The 19,585-nt window shown below is 64.5% G+C and carries 15 protein-coding genes; 13 read left to right on the forward strand and 2 right to left on the reverse strand.

What is annotated here, in order from left to right:
• Positions 1–35 precede the first annotated feature (35 nt).
• Positions 36–773 carry a glycosyltransferase gene (locus CS1GBM3_RS09700; protein ID WP_072397389.1) on the reverse strand — a complete coding sequence of 246 codons (738 nt, stop codon included), beginning with the start codon at positions 771–773 and terminating at the stop codon, positions 36–38.
• A 156-nt stretch (positions 774–929) separates the two neighbouring features.
• Here CS1GBM3_RS09700 and CS1GBM3_RS09705 point away from each other — a divergent pair, with 156 nt between their 5' ends.
• The 9 genes from CS1GBM3_RS09705 to CS1GBM3_RS09745 all read left to right on the forward strand — a co-directional run bounded on the left by CS1GBM3_RS09705 (position 930) and on the right by CS1GBM3_RS09745 (position 12,426).
• Positions 930–2,063 carry a PA0069 family radical SAM protein gene (locus CS1GBM3_RS09705; RefSeq protein WP_072394950.1) on the forward strand — a complete coding sequence of 378 codons (1,134 nt, stop codon included), beginning with the start codon at positions 930–932 and terminating at the stop codon, positions 2,061–2,063.
• A gap of 69 nt (positions 2,064–2,132) precedes the next feature.
• A complete protein-coding gene (locus CS1GBM3_RS09710; RefSeq protein WP_072394952.1) occupies positions 2,133–2,801 on the forward strand; it encodes a ribonuclease HII in 669 nt (222 codons plus the stop codon).
• A gap of 359 nt (positions 2,802–3,160) precedes the next feature.
• Positions 3,161–3,391, forward strand: a complete 231-nt coding sequence (locus CS1GBM3_RS09715) for a hypothetical protein (protein ID WP_072394954.1) — start codon at positions 3,161–3,163, stop codon at positions 3,389–3,391.
• 234 nt (positions 3,392–3,625) lie between these two features.
• Entirely contained in the window at positions 3,626–5,353 is a 1,728-nt protein-coding gene (gene ybaL, locus CS1GBM3_RS09720; protein ID WP_072394956.1) for a YbaL family putative K(+) efflux transporter, read from the forward strand.
• 148 nt (positions 5,354–5,501) lie between these two features.
• A complete protein-coding gene (locus CS1GBM3_RS09725; RefSeq protein ID WP_139247871.1) occupies positions 5,502–7,181 on the forward strand; it encodes a methyl-accepting chemotaxis protein in 1,680 nt (559 codons plus the stop codon).
• Positions 7,182–7,556: 375 nt separating this feature from the next.
• Positions 7,557–8,681 carry a site-specific DNA-methyltransferase gene (locus CS1GBM3_RS09730; protein WP_072394960.1) on the forward strand — a complete coding sequence of 375 codons (1,125 nt, stop codon included), beginning with the start codon at positions 7,557–7,559 and terminating at the stop codon, positions 8,679–8,681.
• Positions 8,682–8,894: 213 nt separating this feature from the next.
• Positions 8,895–9,962: a bifunctional transcriptional activator/DNA repair enzyme AdaA gene (locus tag CS1GBM3_RS09735; RefSeq protein WP_072394961.1), complete on the forward strand. Its 1,068-nt coding sequence runs from the start codon at positions 8,895–8,897 to the stop codon at positions 9,960–9,962.
• Between the two features lie 347 nt (positions 9,963–10,309).
• A complete protein-coding gene (locus CS1GBM3_RS09740; protein WP_072397390.1) occupies positions 10,310–11,656 on the forward strand; it encodes an NfeD family protein in 1,347 nt (448 codons plus the stop codon).
• Positions 11,657–11,658: 2 nt separating this feature from the next.
• The gene (locus CS1GBM3_RS09745) at positions 11,659–12,426 is read left to right on the forward strand and encodes a slipin family protein (protein ID WP_072394963.1); all 768 of its coding nucleotides are present in this window, start codon (positions 11,659–11,661) and stop codon (positions 12,424–12,426) included.
• A 70-nt stretch (positions 12,427–12,496) separates the two neighbouring features.
• Here CS1GBM3_RS09745 and mutY read toward each other — a convergent pair whose 3' ends face one another.
• The gene (gene mutY, locus CS1GBM3_RS09750; protein ID WP_072394965.1) at positions 12,497–13,615 is read right to left on the reverse strand and encodes an A/G-specific adenine glycosylase; all 1,119 of its coding nucleotides are present in this window, start codon (positions 13,613–13,615) and stop codon (positions 12,497–12,499) included.
• 153 nt (positions 13,616–13,768) lie between these two features.
• On the opposite strand from mutY, the gene CS1GBM3_RS09755 reads away from it, so the two are divergent.
• From CS1GBM3_RS09755 to smc, 4 genes are all read left to right on the forward strand, one after another.
• Positions 13,769–14,308, forward strand: a complete 540-nt coding sequence (locus CS1GBM3_RS09755) for a DUF721 domain-containing protein (RefSeq protein WP_171946472.1) — start codon at positions 13,769–13,771, stop codon at positions 14,306–14,308.
• A 154-nt stretch (positions 14,309–14,462) separates the two neighbouring features.
• The gene (locus tag CS1GBM3_RS09760; protein ID WP_072394973.1) at positions 14,463–15,143 is read left to right on the forward strand and encodes a DsbA family protein; all 681 of its coding nucleotides are present in this window, start codon (positions 14,463–14,465) and stop codon (positions 15,141–15,143) included.
• 45 nt (positions 15,144–15,188) lie between these two features.
• Positions 15,189–16,001 carry a DsbA family protein gene (locus tag CS1GBM3_RS09765; RefSeq protein ID WP_244534613.1) on the forward strand — a complete coding sequence of 271 codons (813 nt, stop codon included), beginning with the start codon at positions 15,189–15,191 and terminating at the stop codon, positions 15,999–16,001.
• A 50-nt stretch (positions 16,002–16,051) separates the two neighbouring features.
• The gene (gene smc, locus CS1GBM3_RS09770; protein ID WP_072394977.1) at positions 16,052–19,510 is read left to right on the forward strand and encodes a chromosome segregation protein SMC; all 3,459 of its coding nucleotides are present in this window, start codon (positions 16,052–16,054) and stop codon (positions 19,508–19,510) included.
• Positions 19,511–19,585: the final 75 nt, after the last annotated feature.

Here is a 19,585-nt window from a genome sequence, read left to right on the forward strand (position 1 = left end):
AGAAGCGATAGACGAAGACGGAAGGAAAGGCGCGTTTAGCGGGCCCCGCGCCCGACGGCCGGCTCTCCGACGGGGTCCGGGGAAGCACCGAACAGGTTGGCGATCGTCCGCACCGGCACTCCGATGAGATAAAGCGCCAGATAAAGCTGCCCCCGCGCCATATGCGAGAGGTAGCCGTCGCGCCGATAGCGCTCCCCGTTGACGATCGCCCGGCTGTTCAGCACCGCGATCCGGTTGCGCCCAATCCGCCGCAACAGGTCCATATCCTCGAGCGCCGGCAGGGCCCCGAAACCGCCGACCTGATCGTAAAGCGCCCGCGGGATCAAAAGCCCCTGATCGCCATAGGGTAGCTTCAGAAGGCGCGCGCGCAGCGAGACCAAAGCCTCGAGCGTCCGCGGCAAAGCCCCCTCGTCGTCGAGTTGGAAACGGAAGCTCGCCACTTCGGCCCGCCGCCGCCCGCTCTGGACACGCTCGATGTGCAGATTGACCTCGCGCTCCCACCCCGTGTCGAGAAGGGTGTCCGCGTCGAGGAAAAGGAGCCAGGGAAACCGCGCCCGTGCCGCGCCCGCCCGAAGCTGTGAGCCGCGTCCGCCGTCCGCCTTGACGATATCCGCACCCGCATCGTCGGCGATGGCGAGCGTCCGATCGGTCGAGCCACCGTCGACGACGATCACCTCACGCACAAGTCCGTCCACTGCTGCCGACACCAGCGAAGACAACGTCTCCGCAAGATGCGCCTCGGCATTGGTGGCGGGAATAATCACAGAAATCATGATTTCCTCTTGCACGACTTCCTGCGTCTGAACAAGCGCGAGCGCCGTGGGTTCAAGCTTTGCGGCCGTTGAGCAGTGCCGAACCGCACCAAAAAAGCAGTCCACGCACGTATTTTGTTCTTTATTTGTTCTCATCCGCCTTTTAGACTCGCAGGGATGAGCCCGCAGCAATCACGGCCGAAGGCAAACCCGCTTTCCAAGTCCGAAACGGCGCCCGAAAGCACCGTCGACGACACGCGCCGGCGCGGCCGCGGCGCGCGCTCCAACCATTCCGGCCGCTTCGAAGCCGAGCGGCGCCTCACCTTCGACGACGGCTGGGAAAGCCTCGGCGAGCTTGAGGCCTTCCGCACCGAAGTCTACGCCGAGCCGGCGCGCTCGATCATCACGCGCAACCAGAGCCCCGACATCTCGTTCGATCAGTCGATCAACCCGTATCGGGGTTGCGAGCACGGCTGCATCTACTGCTACGCGCGCCCCTCGCACTGCTATCTCGGCCATTCCGCCGGCCTCGACTTCGAAACCAAGCTCTACGCCAAGACCAATGCCGCCGAGTTGCTGGAGAAGGAGCTTGCGGCCAGGACCTATAAGCCGAAGGTCCTGGCGCTCGGCACCAACACGGACCCATACCAGCCCATCGAGCGCGAGCATCGCATCACACGTCAGATCCTCGAGGTGCTAGAGCGGACCGGCCACCCGGTCGGCATCGTGACCAAATCCGCTCTTGTGTTGCGCGACGCCGATATTCTCGCACGCATGGCAGCGCGCGGGCTGGCCAAGGTCGCGCTCTCGGTCACCACCCTGGACCGGCGCATCGCCCGCGCCATGGAGCCGCGCGCCACCACGCCCGGAAAGCGGCTCGAAGCCATTCGCGGGCTGGCGCAAGCAGGCGTCCCCGTGTCCGTAATGATGGCCCCGATCGTACCGGGACTGACGGACCCGGAGATCGAGAGAATTCTGGAGGCCGCCCGCGACGCCGGCGCCTCGGAGGCGGGCTACGTCCTCCTCCGTCTCCCGCTCGAATTGAAGGACGTCTTCCGCGAATGGCTGGCCGAGGAGTTTCCGGACCGGGCCGACCGCGTGATCAACCTCTTGCGCTCGATGCACGGCGGCCGGGACTACGTCGCCGAATACGGCCAGCGCCAGAAGGGACGCGGCCCGTATGCCGACCAGATCGCGCTGCGATTTCGCCTCGCCCTGAAGCGCCTTGGCCTCAACGAGCGCCGCCACGCCCTGCGCCTCGATCTCTTCAGGCCGCCGGTGGGTAAGGGCCAGCAGATGCCCCTGCTCTAAGCCCGAGCCGCCAGCAGCTCTATCCACATCCGCCTTTGACAGGCCGCACTCCACCCGCAACGTTGGAGCATGCGGGTTGATGATTCGAAGATCGTACCGACGTTCGAGCTGGAAGCGGCCGAGCTAGTACTTGCGGGCGGGCCCATTGCCGGCGTCGATGAGGCCGGGCGAGGTCCGTGGGCTGGCCCCGTCGTCGCTGCAGCGGTGGTTCTCGATCCCAACCGCATCCCGGACGGCATCAACGACTCGAAAGCGCTCGACGCCGACGCTCGTGAGGTGCTGTTCAAGCGCATCACCAAAACGGCCCTTGCCATTGGCGTCGGCATCGGCGACGTCGACCGCATCGAGCGCGACAACATCCTCGCCGCGACGCTCTGGTCCATGGCGGAAGCGGTCGGCCGGCTCTCCTGCAAACCGCGCCTCGTGATCATCGACGGCAACAGGGCGCCGCGCCTCAAATGCGAAGCACGCACCATCGTCAAGGGCGATGCCAAGTGCCTGTCCATCGCCGCCGCGTCCATCATCGCCAAGGTCACGCGGGACCGCATGATGATCGAGCTCTCCCGGGAGTTTCCCGGCTACGGCTTCGAGCGCCACAAGGGCTACGGCACGCCCGAGCACCGCGAGGCATTGATCCGCCTCGGCCTGTCCGTGCATCACCGGAAATCGTGGAAGCCGGTACAGCTCGCCCTAGGGCTGGCAGCGGACGAAGCGGCGTCCCAACCCGAATCCGTCTGACGGACAATCGCCGCGCCGCCGCCACAGCCTACGCGCGATCGCACCCGCTTGCCTGCAACCGATGTTGAAACTCCGCACATTCCCAGTTTAGGCTAGGCCGATATCCCGGCTGAGAACGAAAAGCCGCGCCGGGCTCCGGAGGTCACGCTCGCTCGAACGGAAGGCTCATGATGCATGAGCGCCACGAGGTCGACCATGGCACCATCCCGCCCCGCCAGCCCCCGCCCCGCAAACCGCGATCGGCACCTTCACGTTCTTCTCTGCACCTCAAATGCCGGCGAGCGCGCGTCTCGGCTCGGCTGCCGCGTCTGAAAAGCGACACGCGCAACCCGAGGCACGCAGACAGTGAGGACAAGCCGATGCTTCTGATACAGGTTCTGATCGTAGGGTGCCTGCACGCGAACCCGAACTTTTGCGAGGACTTTCGCATCCCCGTCGCCCCGCAGGAGGATTTCCGCTACGGCATAACGCCGACGCTGTGCACGAAATTCACCTTCGACATCGTCAACGAATGGGAGAAGCAGCATGCGTCCTATTTCGTCAAGAAATGGACGTGCGCGAACTACGTGAAGCCCAAAGTGACGCTTTAGGTCACAACGGACAAACGCCGCCCCGCTGGGCGGCGGTCGGCCCGCGGCTGGCAACAGACACCAGCTTGGAACCGGCCCAAGGCCCCATCGCTCCGTTCCCACGCCAAGGGAACGAATACGTCACTCCGTGCGCGGCGCAGACTGCCCAGTGGGGCGCCTTGCGTTTTACCTTTCCGCCTGAGATCGTCTTTCGCGAAAAGACTTTCCCACAAGCAAACAGGACCCTCGCGCTCGATGCCGCATCACACGCCGCTCATAGCGACGATCGTTACAGGCTTGGCACTTGCCTTCGTGTTCGGAGCGCTCGCGCATCGCCTGCGCGTCTCGCCTCTCGTCGGCTATCTCGTCGCGGGCATTGCCATCGGCCCTTTCACACCGGGTTTCGTCGCCGACCAGCGCCTTGCCAATGAACTGGCCGAGATCGGCGTCATTCTGCTGATGTTCGGCGTCGGCCTGCACTTCTCGATGAAGGAGCTGTGGGCAGTGCGCGGCATCGCGGTTCCCGGCGCCATCGTTCAGATTGCCGTCGCGACGCTCCTCGGTGCCGGCCTCGCGCACGGTCTCGGATGGACACCGGGCGCCGGATTGGTTTTCGGTCTGGCCCTGTCCGTGGCCAGCACCGTCGTGCTGCTGCGTGCCTTGCAGGAGCGAAGGATCGTCACCACCGAGCGCGGCCAGATCGCCGTCGGCTGGCTGATCGTCGAGGACCTCGTCATGGTCCTGACGTTGGTGCTGCTGCCTGCCATTGCACCGCTCCTGGGCGGCAACGCTGAGGGTCTTCCGAACGGCGCCCCCTCGTCGCTTGACGTGCATGAGCTGTTGCTCACCGTCGCCTTCACGATCGGCAAAGTGACGGCGTTCGTCGTCATCATGATGGTGATCGGCCGCCGCGTCATTCCGTGGATCCTGCACTACACGGCGCACACGGGCTCACGCGAGCTGTTTCGCCTTGCCGTGCTCTCGATCGCACTCGGCGTCGCCTTCATCGCCGCCAACCTGTTCGGCGTGTCATTTGCGCTCGGCGCCTTCTTCGCCGGTCTGATCCTTTCGGAATCTCAGCTCTCGCAACAGGCCGCCAACGAGAGCCTGCCGTTGCGCGACGCCTTCGCCGTGTTGTTCTTTGTCTCGGTCGGCATGCTGTTCGACCCGAGGATCATTGTCGAGCAACCAGCTGCTGTGATCGCCACCCTTCTCATCATCGTCATTGGCAAATCGCTGGCCGCGTTTGCGATCGTGCGCGCCTTCGGTCACCCCTTGGGCACCGCTTTCACGATTTCGGCGAGCCTCGCGCAAATCGGCGAGTTCTCGTTCATCCTCGCCGCGCTCGGCATGAGTCTCGATCTGCTGCCCACCGCCGGCCGCGACCTGATCCTCGCCGGCGCGCTTCTCTCGATCATCATCAATCCGCTGTTCTTCTGGGGCCTCGACCGCCTGAAGCCCTGGCTCGAGAGAAAGGATGGCCATCACGAAGCTGGCCAGCCCGCCGAGGAGACGCCGAGCACGGAGGAGGAGCCCCTTCCCGTCACCACGCTTGAAGGCCACACCATCGTCGTCGGCACGGGGCGCGTGGGCAAGCGCATCATCGATAGCCTCGCTACCGGTTCCGCTCCTCTTTATGTGATCGACGAGAACGAGGAGGAGATCAAACGCCTCCACGCGCGCAACATCGAAGGCATCGCGGGCAGCGCCGCAACCCTTCTCGAGGCAGCCAATCCCGCCAAGGCCGCCGTCATGATCGTCGCCATACCGAGCAACTTCGAGGCCGGTCAGGTCATCGAGCAGGCCCGCGAGGCCAACCCGACGATGCCTATCATCGGCCGCGCACAAACCGAGCCCGAGGCCGAATACCTGACGAAGTACGGAGCGACCGCGGTCGTGATGAGCGCCGACACCCTCGCCGACACGCTGCTTGCCACCTACCGCGCAACCCTGGACAGCGCCAGGCCCGCTAGCGACGGCTAGCGGGTAGTTCGCTTGCGACCAGATTCATATGCAACAGAACGTGGCTTTTTCTCATATTATTCAATTGGTAACCGGAGATAGATAAAACTGTACATTATCTACAGTGCCGCGCCGGCCTGCGCCTGCGCGCCAGCCCAATGGATCTCCCGTGACCCAATTGAAATTGAAGCACAAGGTCGGTGCCCTGATCGCATTCTTGGCCCTGATCCCCGTCGCCGGTGCCGGCCTTACTTATTTGAGCCTCTCGGCCGAGGGCGCAGCTCAAGAACACGCGATGAGTGCCAAGAACGGCCAGATGTATCTCGAACGCATCAACGGCCTCGTCTACGCCATCGTCATGGACTCACGCGGCGTTTACATGTCCAACGATTGGGCGTCCGCTGAGAGCTTCGGCAAGGGCATCGTCAAGAGCGCAGCCGACCTAACCGCCGCGACGAAACTCTGGGAAGCAACCGTTGAGCCGGAACATCGCCAGGAGTTCGCCGACGCCGAAGCCACGATCGCGCAGTTCATCGGCTTCCGCACCGAGCTCGTGCGTCTCGCGCGTGAAGAGTCGCTCTTTGCCGCGCGTCAGTTCGGCGACAACGACGCCAACCGCGCCAACCGCAGCGCTCTGAACGACAAGCTGCGTGCGCTGTCGAGCCGTTACGAAACATACGTCGAAGCCACGCAGGTGGACGCCGACGCCGCTCGCAACCAGGCACTCACCACGGCCGCGATGGCCGGCGTCATTTCGCTGCTCACCATGGTGGGCGGCATCTGGCTGCTGATCACCAACCTCACCCGCCCGATCGAGCGCGTGAAGCTCTCCATCCTCGACCTTGCCGAAGGCCATACCGATCGCGAGATCTACGGCACCGACCGCACCGACGAACTGGGCGAAATCGCAGGCGCCGTACTGGTCTTCAAGAAGAACATTCTGGAAGCCGAGCGGCTCCGCGCCGAGCAGAAGGCGATCGAGGAACGCGCCGCTGCCGAGCACAGGGCGGAGATGGTGAAGCTCGCCAACAAGTTCCAGGAAAGCGTCGGCCGCGTCGTCGACACGGTCTCCGCCGCCTCGAGCCAGCTTGAGACGGCAGCCAACCAGCTGACGATGAACGCCGCGTCCACTCAGGAGCTTTCGGGCACCGTAGCCAGCGCCTCCGAACAGACCTCCGTCAACGTCCAGGGCGTGGCAGCAGCCTCCGAGCAGCTCTCGTCGACGGTGAGCGAGATCGGCCGCCAGGTGCACGAGAGCAGCGCCATCGCTGAGGAAGCCGTGCGTCAGGCGAGCAAGACCAACGACAACGTCGTCGAGCTGTCGCAAGCGGCAGAGCGCATCGGCGCCGTGGTCGAGCTGATCAACCAGATCGCCGGGCAGACCAACCTCCTGGCCCTCAACGCCACCATCGAAGCCGCGCGTGCGGGCGATGCCGGCAAGGGCTTTGCGGTTGTCGCTCAGGAAGTGAAGGCGCTCGCTGCGCAGACGGCCAAAGCCACCAACGAGATCGCGAGCCAGATCCAGAGCATGCAGGCATCTACGCGCCAGGCCGTCGATGCGATCAACGAGATCGGCTCTACCATCAACCGCATCTCGGCCGTGAGCGGCGCCATCGCCGCCGCCGTCGAGCAGCAGGGCGCGACCACGCAGGAGATCAGCCGCAACGTCGTCGAAGCCGCCAAGGGCACGAGCGAGGTGGCGTCCTCCATCTCGGCCGTGAGCCAGGGCGCCTCCGAGACGGGGTCGGCTTCGGCTCAGGTGCTTGCGTCGGCGAAGTCGCTCTCCGGCGATAGCCGCACGCTGAAAACCGAGGTCGAGCGCTTTCTCGCCACCGTTCGCGCCGCCTAAAGCGAGATCCTCGAGATGCGGGCACATCGCTCGCATCTCGACATCGCTCCAGCGCAAAAAATTTTAAGCCATTGATCTGGAATCGAGATTGGATCGCGCCGGCTTTGCCATCGGCGCGATTCATTTTGTTCGCCTTTTGTGCGCCTCAAACGCATGCGAGTCGAAAGTTTCTCTAACGCGTCGAAGGAACCTTGCGTCGCCTCCCACCGTAACCGAAAATTAAATGCCGCTGTTTACACTCCGTTAACTGCGGAATTGCTTTTTGGTCCGGCAGGGTGCGTCTCTTGGGTCCCTGGCATCTCTGGTCTTTTCAGTGAGTTGCGTCGAATGGGTGTGCGTCGTGGTGCGGGTACGGCTGCGGGACGTCGCGGTCGAGTGGCCAAAGGTTCGTCTCTGGCCCCAAATCAGATCCTCCTCGGGGACTGCCCCGACGAGTTGCGGCGCATTCCGGATCGCAGCGTAGACCTCGTCTTCGCCGACCCTCCCTACAATCTCCAGCTCGCGACCGAGCTTCTGCGCCCGAACAACACGCGCGTCGACGGCGTCGACGACGCCTGGGACAAGTTCGCCTCCTTCGAGGAGTATGACCGCTTCACACGCGCCTGGCTCGCCGAATGCCGCCGCGTTCTGAAGCCGGACGGCGCCATGTGGCTCATCGGCTCCTATCACAACGTGTTCCGCCTTGGCGCCGCGCTGCAGGATCTCGGATACTGGATCCTGAACGACGTCGTCTGGCGCAAAGTGAACCCGATGCCGAACTTCCGCGGCCGTCGCTTCACCAACGCGCACGAGACGCTGATTTGGGCCGCGCGCGATCAGAAGTCCCGCTACACGTTCAACTACGAGAGCCTCAAGGCCTCGAACGACGACTTGCAGATGCGCTCGGATTGGCTGTTCCCGATCTGCTCGGGACCGGAGCGTTTGAAAGACGACGGGGGTCGCAAGGCACATCCCACGCAGAAGCCGGAAGCGCTTTTGCATCGCGTACTGCTGGCAACGACCAACCCCGGCGACACCGTGCTCGATCCCTTCTTCGGTACCGGAACCACGGGCGCCGTCGCGCAAAAGCTCGGCCGCAACTGGATCGGCATCGAGCGCGATCCCGATTACGCCAAGGCCGCGGAAGAGCGCATCGCGAAAGTGAAGACGCTATCGACGTCCGCGCTCGAAACACAGCCCTCGAAGCGCGCCGAGCCGCGCATACCGTTCGGAACGTTGATCGAGCTTGGCATCCTGCGCGCGGGCTCGAAGCTTTACGATGAGCGCCGCCAGGTTCTGGCCGAAGTGAAGGCCGATGGCACACTTGCGGTGCCGGGCAGCCGTGGCTCGATCCACCGCTTGGGCGCTGTCGTGCAGGGCAAGTCCGCGTGCAATGGCTGGACCTTCTGGCACTACGAGCGCGGCGGCGTGCTGCACCCGATCGACAAGTTGCGCGAGCGCGCCAAGGCCGAGCTCGGCCTCACGAAACCCATGTCGTCCCCCCTCATCGCCGCGGAGTAGGCCGGCGCAGGGGAGCAATCAGGATCCAGGGCCCATGCTGGCGCGCTGAAAGGCTGCGCCCTGGGTCCACTTGTTCGCCGCAGGCGAACCTAAACCCACCAATCGGCTTGTCTGCCGTGGCCCGGAGCCGCCATGGGACTATAGGCCTACACTCAGAAATTAGTTGCCCGGTTTGAGGCGGACAGTGAGCCGGGAATTGGCTACCAGACTCCCATGCTGTTTCAACTTCCAGACAATAAGACGCTCTACGCCGCACTGGTCGCGCGCGACCCCGCATACGATGGCCGTGCTTATGTCGCTGTGACAACGACCGGTGTGTTCTGTCGTCTGACCTGTACGGCACGAAAGCCTAAGCGCGATCACTGCCGCTTCTTCGAAACCGTGGCCTCCTGCATCGAGGCGGGTTTTCGCCCCTGCAAACGCTGCCACCCGCTCGCACCGGCGGCGGAAACCGACCCGGCGATACGGTTGCTTCTCGACAAACTTGAAAGTGAGCCTGCGCGCCGGTGGACAGAAGACGACATCGTTGCTCTTGGACTTGATCCCTCAACCGTGCGCCGCAGCTTCAAACGGCACTTCGATATGACGTTTCTTGAACTGGCGCGCCTGTCGCGCATTCGCGACGGGTTCGCAGCTCTTTCGGCCGGCGGACGAGTGATCGACGCTCAGCTCGATGCCGGCTTCGACTCGCCCAGTGGGTTCCGGACCGCCTTCGCTCGGCTCACCGGGCAGCCGCCGTCCAGTTTCACCGGAAAGGAGCTGCTGAAAGCCGATTGGGTCCCCACGCCGATTGGCCACATGATTGCTGTGAGCGACCGGTCCTCGCTGCACCTACTGGAGTTCGTGGATCGCAAAGCGCTGCCATCCGAACTGAAGAAACTCCGTGAACGGTCCCATGGAGAACTGGGCATCGGTCGCTATGGTCCAACGGATCAAATTGCATCGGAGCTAGATGCTTATTTCCGGGGTCAGAGCGCAGACTTCAATGTCCCACTCTCATTGCATGCCAGCGCCTTCACGCGTGCGGTATGGGATGCGCTGCGCCAAATACCGGCAGGCGAGATCCGTAGCTATAGTGACATTGCCAAAGCCATTGGCAGGCCATCCGCAACGCGGGCTGTTGCTCGTGCAAACGGCGCAAATCAGATCGCACTGGTCATTCCTTGCCACCGCGTCATAGGAGCGGACGGCGCCTTGACGGGCTATGGTGGCGGGCTTTGGCGCAAACAAAAATTGATCGAGCTGGAGCGACGCTTTGCAGTGCGGAGAGACGGACAATGACGTCTGCACGGGGTCATCTGCACGCATGGCTGCCGTCTCGCAGCGCATCTGCTTTGTCCTTGGCTGCTGCCGTGTCGGAAGCGCCATCGGATTGTCGAGAAGGGCCAGGGAAGCGGCATTGGAAGCCAGGACCGGGGTCCGATCGCATGCCGCACTTTAATTAGCCAGACTCCTTAATTAGCCAGGCTCCGCGGGCAGCCATTGCGGCGTGCGCGTGTGACGACCATATATTCTTATTGTCGCTGACGCGAAATCCTGACGCGACAGGGTCACCAATGCGAGCAAGTATCGTATTCAGTTTGCGCCCTTTCATCATCGGGCCGGCGGTACTTGCCGCGGCTTTTGCCATGACTCTTGTCTCGACTCTGGTTGAACCGGCCCATGCAGGATCGGTCGAGACCGCCTCCGTGCACAACAGCGTCGTCGTGGTCGATATCCAAGGTGCCATCGGAGTTGGCACAGCCTATTTCCTGGAGCAATCCTTAGTTGAGGCGCAGCGCCGCAAAGCGCGGCTTGTGGTCATCCGCCTCGACACGCCAGGTGGCCTCGTCTCGGCGACCCGCGACATCATCCGGGACATTCTCGCCTCACCGGTGCCAGTTGCAGTCTACATTGCTCCAAGCGGGGCGCGCGCAGCGAGCGCAGGGACCTATATCAGCTATGCCGCGCACTTTTCCGCCATGGCCCCTGGTACGCACCTCGGCGCGGCCACGCCAATCCAAGTCGGCGCGCCGGACATTCCTGGCCGCGGTCCCGCAACCGGAGAGAAGAATAAGTCCGGTGGCTCAGGATCCGCTATGGAGCAAAAGATCGTCAGCGATGCAGTCTCCTATCTCAAGAGCCTCGCTGAACTGCGCGGGCGCAACGCTGAATGGGCGGAAAAGGCCGTGCGAGATGCGGCGACGTTGACTGCGTCAGAGGCGCTGAAGGAACACGTCGTGGACGTCGTGGCCGGAGATCTCGGCGAGTTGCTCGCCAGTCTTGATGGCCGCAGTTACAGCAGCCCCGACGGTGTACAGACCCTCGCGGTGAAGAACGCTTTGGTCGTTCCGCTCGAGCCCGATTGGCGCGCACGTTTCCTTAGCGTGATCACTGATCCCAACATCGCTTTTATCATGCTGATGATCGGGATCTACGGCATCGTCTTCGAGTTCTGGAGCCCGGGCCTGGTCGGTCCCGGCATCATCGGTGGGATCGCTCTCATCGTCGCGCTGATGGCGCTCTCTGCTCTTCCCATCTCGTTTGCGGGGCTTGCCCTCCTCTTGTTCGGCCTTGCCCTGATGATTGCCGAAGCCATGGCGCCGGGTATTGGCCTGCTTGGACTTGGCGGCGTCATCGCTTTCGCCCTGGGGGCTGTCTTCCTGTTCGATCCAGCCGGCGCCGACATAGATTTCGCCATCGCTTGGCCACTCATCATTTCCGCTACGCTGACCAGCGCGCTGCTGCTGATTGGTCTGCTCGGCTTCGTGATGCGAGTAAGCCGGGCCAGGGTGGTGACCGGTTCTGAGGAGATGCTTGGCCTTGTCGGACGTGTTGCGTCATGGGCACCGGATGCCTACGAGGGGCGCATCATCGTGCATGGCGAATCGTGGTCCGCGCGTTCGACAGTTCCGCTCACGGCCGGTCAGCAGGTCAAAGTCAATGACCGAAAGGATCTGCAGCTCATCGTTACTCCCTGTGATGAAAGGAAGTAGTCATGCTACCGATCGAAACCCTATCGTGGCTCCTTCCCGCACTCGTCATTCTGTGGCTGGCTTTCTCAGCCATTCGCATCCTTCGCGAGTACGAGCGCGGCGTTATCTTCACGCTCGGCCGCTACCATGGTGTCAGGGGCCCTGGCCTGATCTTTGTCATCCCCGTCGTGCAGCAAATGGAACGGGTCGACCTGAGAACGCGGGTCTTCGACGTACCGCCACAGGACGTGATCTCACGGGACAACGTATCGGTCAGGGTCAATGCTGTGGTCTATTTCCGCGTCATCGACCCCGAGAAAGCAATTATCCAAGTTGAGGACTTTAATTTGGCAACCAGCCAGCTTTCCCAGACCACGCTGCGGTCCGTCGTCGGCCAACATGAGCTGGACCAGATGCTGGCCGAGCGCGAGAAGCTCAATGATCACGTGCAGCGGATCCTAGATGCCCAGACCGACGCCTGGGGCATCAAGGTCTCCAACGTGGAGCTGAAGCACATCGATCTCGACGAGAAGATGGTGCGCGCCATTGCCAAGCAGGCCGAGGCCGAGCGCCTGCGTCGAGCCAAGGTCATCGATGCGGAAGGCGAACTGCAGGCGGCCCATAAGCTAGTCGAAGCTGGCGATATCATGTCGCGCCGGCACGAGGCGATGCAATTGCGCTATCTCGGGACCCTCAACAACATCGCCAGCGAGCGGAGCTCGACGATCGTCTTCCCCATGCCCATCGAGCTGATGTCCGTGCTCGCGGGTACGAGGTCCGGCTCATCCTGAATGTCCGCCTTGGGTCAAAACCAGAAACGAACGAAGCGGCTAGCTCACCTGCATTTGCCTGCCGCTTCGCTCAATGCTCCTTGAGCGCGTGCGCGATGACCTTGCGCATGACCGACGGCAGAGCCGCGCTGCCGAGATCGCGCCGTGCCACCCACCGGCAGCGATCGGGGCTTGCCCAGAACGTCAGGCTCGAGTCCGCTTCCACGATCGCGCGCAGCACCATCACCTCGAGCCGGAAGTGCGTGAACGTATGGCTGACGACACCCGGCACCGACCACCAGTCGGCGCGTACCGGCTGCGCGACCAGCGCCTGATCCACCGGCAGCCAATCGTCGCCCCAGTCCGTTGACGGCACCTCGAGCATGCCGCCGAGCAGCCCGGCCTCGGGGCGCTTGCGCAGCAGCACGCGACCGTCCTCGCTGAGCGCCAGGAAGGCGATGCCATAACGCACCGGCCGGTCGGGTTTGACGAGCTTGACCGGCAGTTGCTCCTCGATGCCGAGCGCGTGCGCATGGCAATCCTGCTGCAGCGGGCACATCAGGCACGATGGTTTCCTGGGCGAGCAGATCGTCGCCCCCAGATCCATCATCGCCTGCGCGAAATCGCCCGCGCGTCGCTGCGGCGTCAGCGTCGCCGCCAGCCGTTTGATCTCGCGCTTGGCCCCGGGCAACGGCTGGCGAAAGGCGAACAGCCGCGACACGACCCGCTCGATGTTGCCGTCGACCGGCGTCGCCGGCTCGCCAAACGCGATGGCCGCGATCGCCGCCGCCGTGTAAGGGCCAATGCCCGGCAGGCTCGCAAGCCCCTCTTCCGTGCGCGGGAACTGGCCGCCGTGCTCGGCGACGACGGCCTGTGCACACTTGTGAAGATTTCGCGCCCGCGAGTAATAGCCAAGCCCAGCCCAGGCCGAGAGCACGTCGTCGAGATCGGCCGCCGCCAGCGCGTCGACCGTCGGCCAGCGTCTGAGGAACCGCTCGTAGTAGGGGATGACGGCTTTCACCGTCGTCTGCTGCAGCATGATCTCGCTGAGCCAGACCCGGTATGCGTCGGTCCGCCGCCCCCGCTTGGCGCGCCAGGGCAGATCGCGCCGTTCGCGGTCGTACCAGTCGAGCAGCGCCGCCACGGTATCGGGGCCTGCCGGACGGAGCGGCAGTTGCTTGCGCGCCACAGTTTTTGCCGTGTCCCCCATCCGAGTCTCGGGCTCCCTTCGAAGGCCACGCGAATCACATCCATCATGCTAGGCACGTGCAACACACCTTAGCTATGACAGCGACGCCACGTGATCCCGAAGCGCACAGAAAACCTTCGTAAATCGCCGTTGCCGCACCCCGCGCGCCGCCACGTGGCGCTGCCTCCGCGCACGGAGCCGCGATTCGCCGCGCCACCCACGGCCCGCTTCGTCGCGGTCAAAGCCGTCGGCAGCTTCGTTCCGACGCTGACCAAAAAGGCCTTCGAGAAATTTGGCTTCTCGACCGCTGCTCTGATCACGGATTGGGAGCGCATCGCCGGCGCCGAGCTCGCCCGCTACACCATGCCCGACAAGCTGAAATGGCCGCGCGCCACCGATGCTGCTTATGACGACGAAAACGAGCGCCGCGGCGCCACGCTGACCCTGCGCGTCGATCCGGCCCGCGCGCTCGACGTTGAATACCGGGCTCGCCAGATCCTGGAGCGCATCAACAGCTATTTTGGCTACCGCGCCATCGAAACCATCCGGCTGATTCAGGCGCCACTCGACAGAAGCGCCCCGCAACCGCCGGCCGTGGCTCCGCCGGCCCGCCATCAAGAGGCGGTTTCTGCGACGGCCGACGAGGGGCTGCTGGCCGCCCTGGCTCGCCTCGAAAGCGGCGTGCGTAGCGACCGATCGTCCAGACGCAGCTGATCTACCGGTTTGATCCGCCTCCCTTTTCCCGCCTATCCAAGCATTCAAATAGCGTTCAGCTGGGATTTGCCTTAATCGGATGCCGGCCCCATGTTATCTGCCGGACGCGAAAGACGCGCGTGGCCAATGCGCTGCGATTTAGGGAGTTGAAGTGATGAACGAGATGAGCTGGCTCGACCGCCGCCAAGTCCTGACGGTCGGAGCCGCGGTGGCCGGTACAGCGCTGACGGGTTCCGCGCTGCCCGCCTTTGCCCAGCGCGCGCAGGGTCCCGCCGAAGTTCCCGTCGACGAGTTGATGAAGCCGGGCGACCTGCCGGATCTGGCCCTCGGGCCGAATGACGCCAAGGTCACCGTCGTCGAATACGCCTCAATGACGTGCGGCCACTGCATGGCCTTCCACACCAAGGTCTTCCCCGAGATCAAGAAGAAGTACATCGACACCGGCAAGATCCGCTTCGTCTTCCGCGAGTTCCCGCTCGATGCCCGCGCCTTCGCAGCCTCGATGCTGTCCCGTTGCGCCGGCTCTCCCGAGCGTTCGTTCGCCATGGTCGACGCGCTGTTCCACACGCAGGAGAATTGGGCCTTCGTGAAGGAGAACCCGACGCCGAAGCTGTTCGAGATCGCCAAGCAGGCGGGCTTCACGCAGGAAAGCTTCGACAAGTGCCTGACGGATCAGAAGCTGCTCGACCAGCTGACCGCCATCCACACGCGCGGCAACGAGGTCTTCGGCGTCAACGCCACGCCGACTTTCTTCATCAACGGCAAGCGGCTGCAGGCTGCGCCCGTGGTCGAAGAGTTCGACAAGGTCATCGAGCCGCTGCTCAGCCAGGGCTAACAACAAGTCGGGAGCAAAGGTGGGATGCACACGGGGCCGCGACGAATGCTGCGAGCGGCCCCGTCCGTTTCGGTGCTAGTCAGCCTCTTGCTCGCCGGCTGCTCCGGAAACGAGCAGCCGAGCCTTCCGAACCTGTCGGCCGCGGACGTCGCCTCAACGTCCACCGACACCGGTTCCGGGGGAAGCGCCTTCCCCGATGAACCGGGCGCTGCGAAGGCCGATGACGCGCCGTTTAATCCGTTCGATCTGCCGGACTCGAGCCGCGGCGGCCGCCAGGTCATCACCCAGCCGACGATGGCCGACGTCATGATGACGGGCGCGCTGCCCGAGATGACGCTCGGCCGCGCCGACGCGCCGGTCACCATCGTGCAATACGCGTCGCTCACCTGCCCGCATTGTCGCACCTTCCACCGCGACGTGTTCCCGGAGTTCAAGCGCATCTATATTGATACGGGCAAGGTGCGCTTCATCATGCGCGAGTTCCCGATCGGCAAGCAGTCCGGCAACGCCACCATCGCGCTTCGCTGTGCCCCGCCCGATAAGTACTTCGCGCTCTATGGAAAATTCATGGAGCAGCAATCATCCTGGGTCTCCCAGGAGGTGCGCCTCGACCCCATATTTGGGGTCGCAAAGCAGGTGGGGATGACCCGGCCCCAGTTCGATTCCTGCCTTAAGAATCAGGCCATGATTGATGGCTTGAAATGGGTCAAGGATCGCGGCCGGACGCTCGGCATCATCGGCACGCCGAACTTCTTCGTCGGCAACACGCTCGTGAAGAAGACGCTCACCATGGGTGACATCCGCGAGATGGTCGATCCGCTGCTCTCTGCCCCACGCGCGGCCGCCGTGGCGCAATAGTAGCGCCAGCGTTGACCGCGACGCAGACGGAACGGGAATAGACGCACGACATGAAGATCAGCCGCTTAAGGCTCCTCGGGTTCAAGTCCTTCGTCGAGCCGACCGATCTTGTGATCGAGTCCGGGCTGACCGGCGTCGTGGGCCCGAACGGCTGCGGCAAGTCCAACCTGCTCGAAGCGCTCCGATGGGTTATGGGCGAGACATCGCACAAGTCCATGCGCGCCGCCGCCATGGACGACGTGATCTTCTCGGGCACCACGACGCGGCCCGCGCGCAACGTCGCCGAGGTCACGATCTTCCTCGATAACAGTGCCCGCCAAGCGCCGACGGAATGGAACGACGGCGACCAGATCGAAATCACGCGCCGCATCGAGCGCGAGGCTGGCTCCGCCTACCGCATCAACGGCCGCGAGGTGCGCGCCCGCGACGTCAAGATCCTGTTCGAGGATGCCGCGACCGGCGCCCGCTCGCCGGCCCTCGTGCGCCAGGGCCAGATTTCCGAGATCGTCAACTCCAAGCCCGAGCAGCGCCGCCGCGTACTGGAGGATGCCGCAGGCGTTGCAGGTCTGCATAGCCGCCGCCACGAGGCCGAGTTGCGTCTCAAAGGCGCCGAGCAGAACCTAGCACGCCTCGCCGACATCATGGGCCAGCTCGGCAGCCAGATCGAAAGCCTGAAGCGGCAGGCCCGCCAGGCGCGCCGTTATAAAGACCTGTCAGAAGAGATCCGCCGCGGCGACGCAGTGCTCGCGCATCTGACTTGGCTCGACGCGCAAGCGCTCGTCGACACCGAGGAGCGCAACTTCGCCGAGACGCTGGCCGCCCTTGGCCAAGCCACCGAGAACGAGGCCAGGGCGCTCCGCGAGGAAGCGGAGCTGGCCGAGACCATCCAGCCCCTGCGCGACAAGGAAGCCGAGCGCGGCGCCGCGCTATCGCGCATCCGCATCGAGACCGACGGCCTCGCCAAGGAGGCCGAACGCTGCGCCGAGCGGCGCCAGGAGCTGGTGAAGCTCGCCAGCGAGCTGGAGAAGGACCTTTCCCGCGAAACCCATCAGATCTCGGAAGCGAAAGAGATTCTGGCCGGCTTCGACGTCGAGACGCAGGCATTGGCAACCGCCGAGGCCGAGGCGGAAGCCGCCGAGGACCATATCCACGCGGCGGAGGAGGAAGCAGCCGGCGCGCTCGAAGCCGCCGAGAAAGAACTCGCGGTCGTCACCGAGCGCGCCGCCGAGGCTCGCGCGCGGCGCAAATCGCTGGAGACCGCAGAAGCGGAACGCCGCGCCACGCTGAAGCGCATCGAAGAGAAGCTGTCCGCACTTCAGCGCGACGCTGAAGCCGCAGCTGCAGCCGCTCCGGATTCCCTCAAGCTCGCGGCCATCACTGAAAAAGGCCAGGCCCTCGCCCGCGAGATCGCCGCCATTGAGGCAGCGACACTCGAAGCCGAGGACAAGCTCGGCGACCTCGCCGAAACCGCGCGCCTCAAAAGCGATGAGGTTCAAAAAGCGCGCATGACGCTCTCTACGCTCGTCACCGAGCGCGAGACGCTGTCGAAGCTCGTGATGCCGACCTATGAGGACGGCATGCCGCCCGTCGTGGAGCAACTGCGCGTCGCGCCGGGATACGAAGCGGCCCTCGTTGCCGCCCTTGGCGATGACCTCGACGCACCGACCCACGAGGATGCGCCTGTTCGCTGGCGCACGATCGAGGTGAGCCCCGAAGACTCCGCCCTTCCCGCCGACGCCGAGCCCTTGAGCCTGCACGTCGGCGCACCACCCGAGTTGACACGCCGCCTGCGCCAGATCGGTGTCGTACCGCCCGAGCTTGGCGCCCGTCTGCAGCCGCACCTGAAGCAGGGCCAGCGTCTCGTCAGTCGCGAAGGCGATCTGTGGCGGTGGGACGGCTTCATCGTAGTGGCCGGCGGCATGACGCCCGCCGCCCAGCGGCTCGCTGAGCGCAACCGCCTGTCCGACATGTTCGAGCGTGAGAAAGTCCAGCGCGCCGAGGTGCAGCGCTTGACCGCGCTCGATCAGGAAGCGACCGCCGTCCACACCGCCGCTGCCGCCGAGGAAAAGCGCCTGCGCGCCCTGTGGCGCGACACGCAGGCCAACCACGTAGCAACGCGCGATGCGCTGGCAGCCATCGAGCGGCAGGCCCGCGAGACGGAAACCAAGCTCACCGCAGTTGCCGAAGCACGCGAGCAGGCCGAAGCCGACCGCCGCGAAGCACAGGCGAGCCTCGACCATATCGAGGACGAGCTTGCTCGCCTCGACGCCGAGGAGGATCCCGCCGCCCGTCTGCCCGAGGTGCAGAAAGCCACGCAGGACCGCCGCACGGCTCTGTCGGTCGCGCAGGCCCGTGTCGCCACCCACGAACGCGAGCGCGAAGCGAGAAAGCGCCGCGCCGAAACGATCGCCGCCGAGCGCACCCGTTGGGCATCGCGCAGCGAAAGCGCGGCCCACCACATCGCGGCCCTCGAGGAGCGGCTCGCCAAGACCAAGAGCGACATTGCGGCGCTCGAGGAGGTCATTCCCGCGCTCGAGGAGCGGCGCCAGAGTTTACTCGGCGCGCTGTCCGACGCCGAGGCGGCCCGCAACGCAGCGGCAGACGACTTCGCCCGCGCCGAGACCGCGCTGCGCGCCGCGTCCCAGGCACTGCGCGACGCACAGGCTGCCGTCGCAACCGCGCGCGAAGCCCGCGTGCGCATCGAAACCCGCCTCGAAGGCGCGCGCACGCGCCGCCAGGAGGAAGCTCGCCGCATCCGCGAGGCGCTGAGCGTCAATCCCGACGAGTGCCTCGGCCTCGCCGGCCTCACGCCCCAAGATTCGCTACCGACCCTCGGTGATGCCGACCGCAACCTGCAGCGCCTCAAGGCCGACCGCGAGCGCCTCGGCGGCGTCAACCTTCAGGCCGACGACGAACTCAATGCCCTCCTTGAGCAAATGAGCGGCATGGAGACCGAGCGCGAGGATGTGGAGCAGGCCGTCGCCAAGCTGCGCGGCGCCATCCAGCAATTGAACCGCGAAGGCAAGAAGCGCCTCGACGAAGCCTTCGAAACCGTGAACGGGCATTTCCAGCGCCTGTTCACGACGCTGTTCGGCGGCGGTGAAGCGCGCCTTGAGATGATCCAGGGCGAGGATCCGCTGGAATCGGGCCTCGAGATCATCGCCAAGCCGCCGGGCAAAAAACCGGCGACGCTGTCCCTGCTCTCGGGTGGCGAGCAGACGCTGACCGCCCTGTCGCTGATCTTTGCGGTCTTCCTGACCAACCCCTCGCCGATCTGCGTGCTGGACGAGGTCGACGCCCCGCTCGACGACGCCAACGTCGACCGTTTCTGCCTGCTGATGGAGAAGATGTCCGAGGAGACGGCGACGCGCTTCCTCGTCATCACACACCATCCGATGACGATGATGCGCATGAATCGCCTGTTTGGCGTCACCATGGCCGAGAAGGGCGTCTCCCAGCTCGTTTCCGTCGACCTCGAGACTGCCAAATCCTTCCGCGAAGCCGGCTGACGGCTCCCGATCCGGCCCTCATCCTCGCTGGCGTAGTCGAACAGTGGCCAGGGGTAGGCGGCCAGCACCGGGAAC

It is taken from the genome of Hyphomicrobium sp. CS1GBMeth3, from assembly GCF_900117455.1.
In the GTDB taxonomy this organism is placed as follows: Bacteria; Pseudomonadota; Alphaproteobacteria; order Rhizobiales; family Hyphomicrobiaceae; genus Hyphomicrobium_C.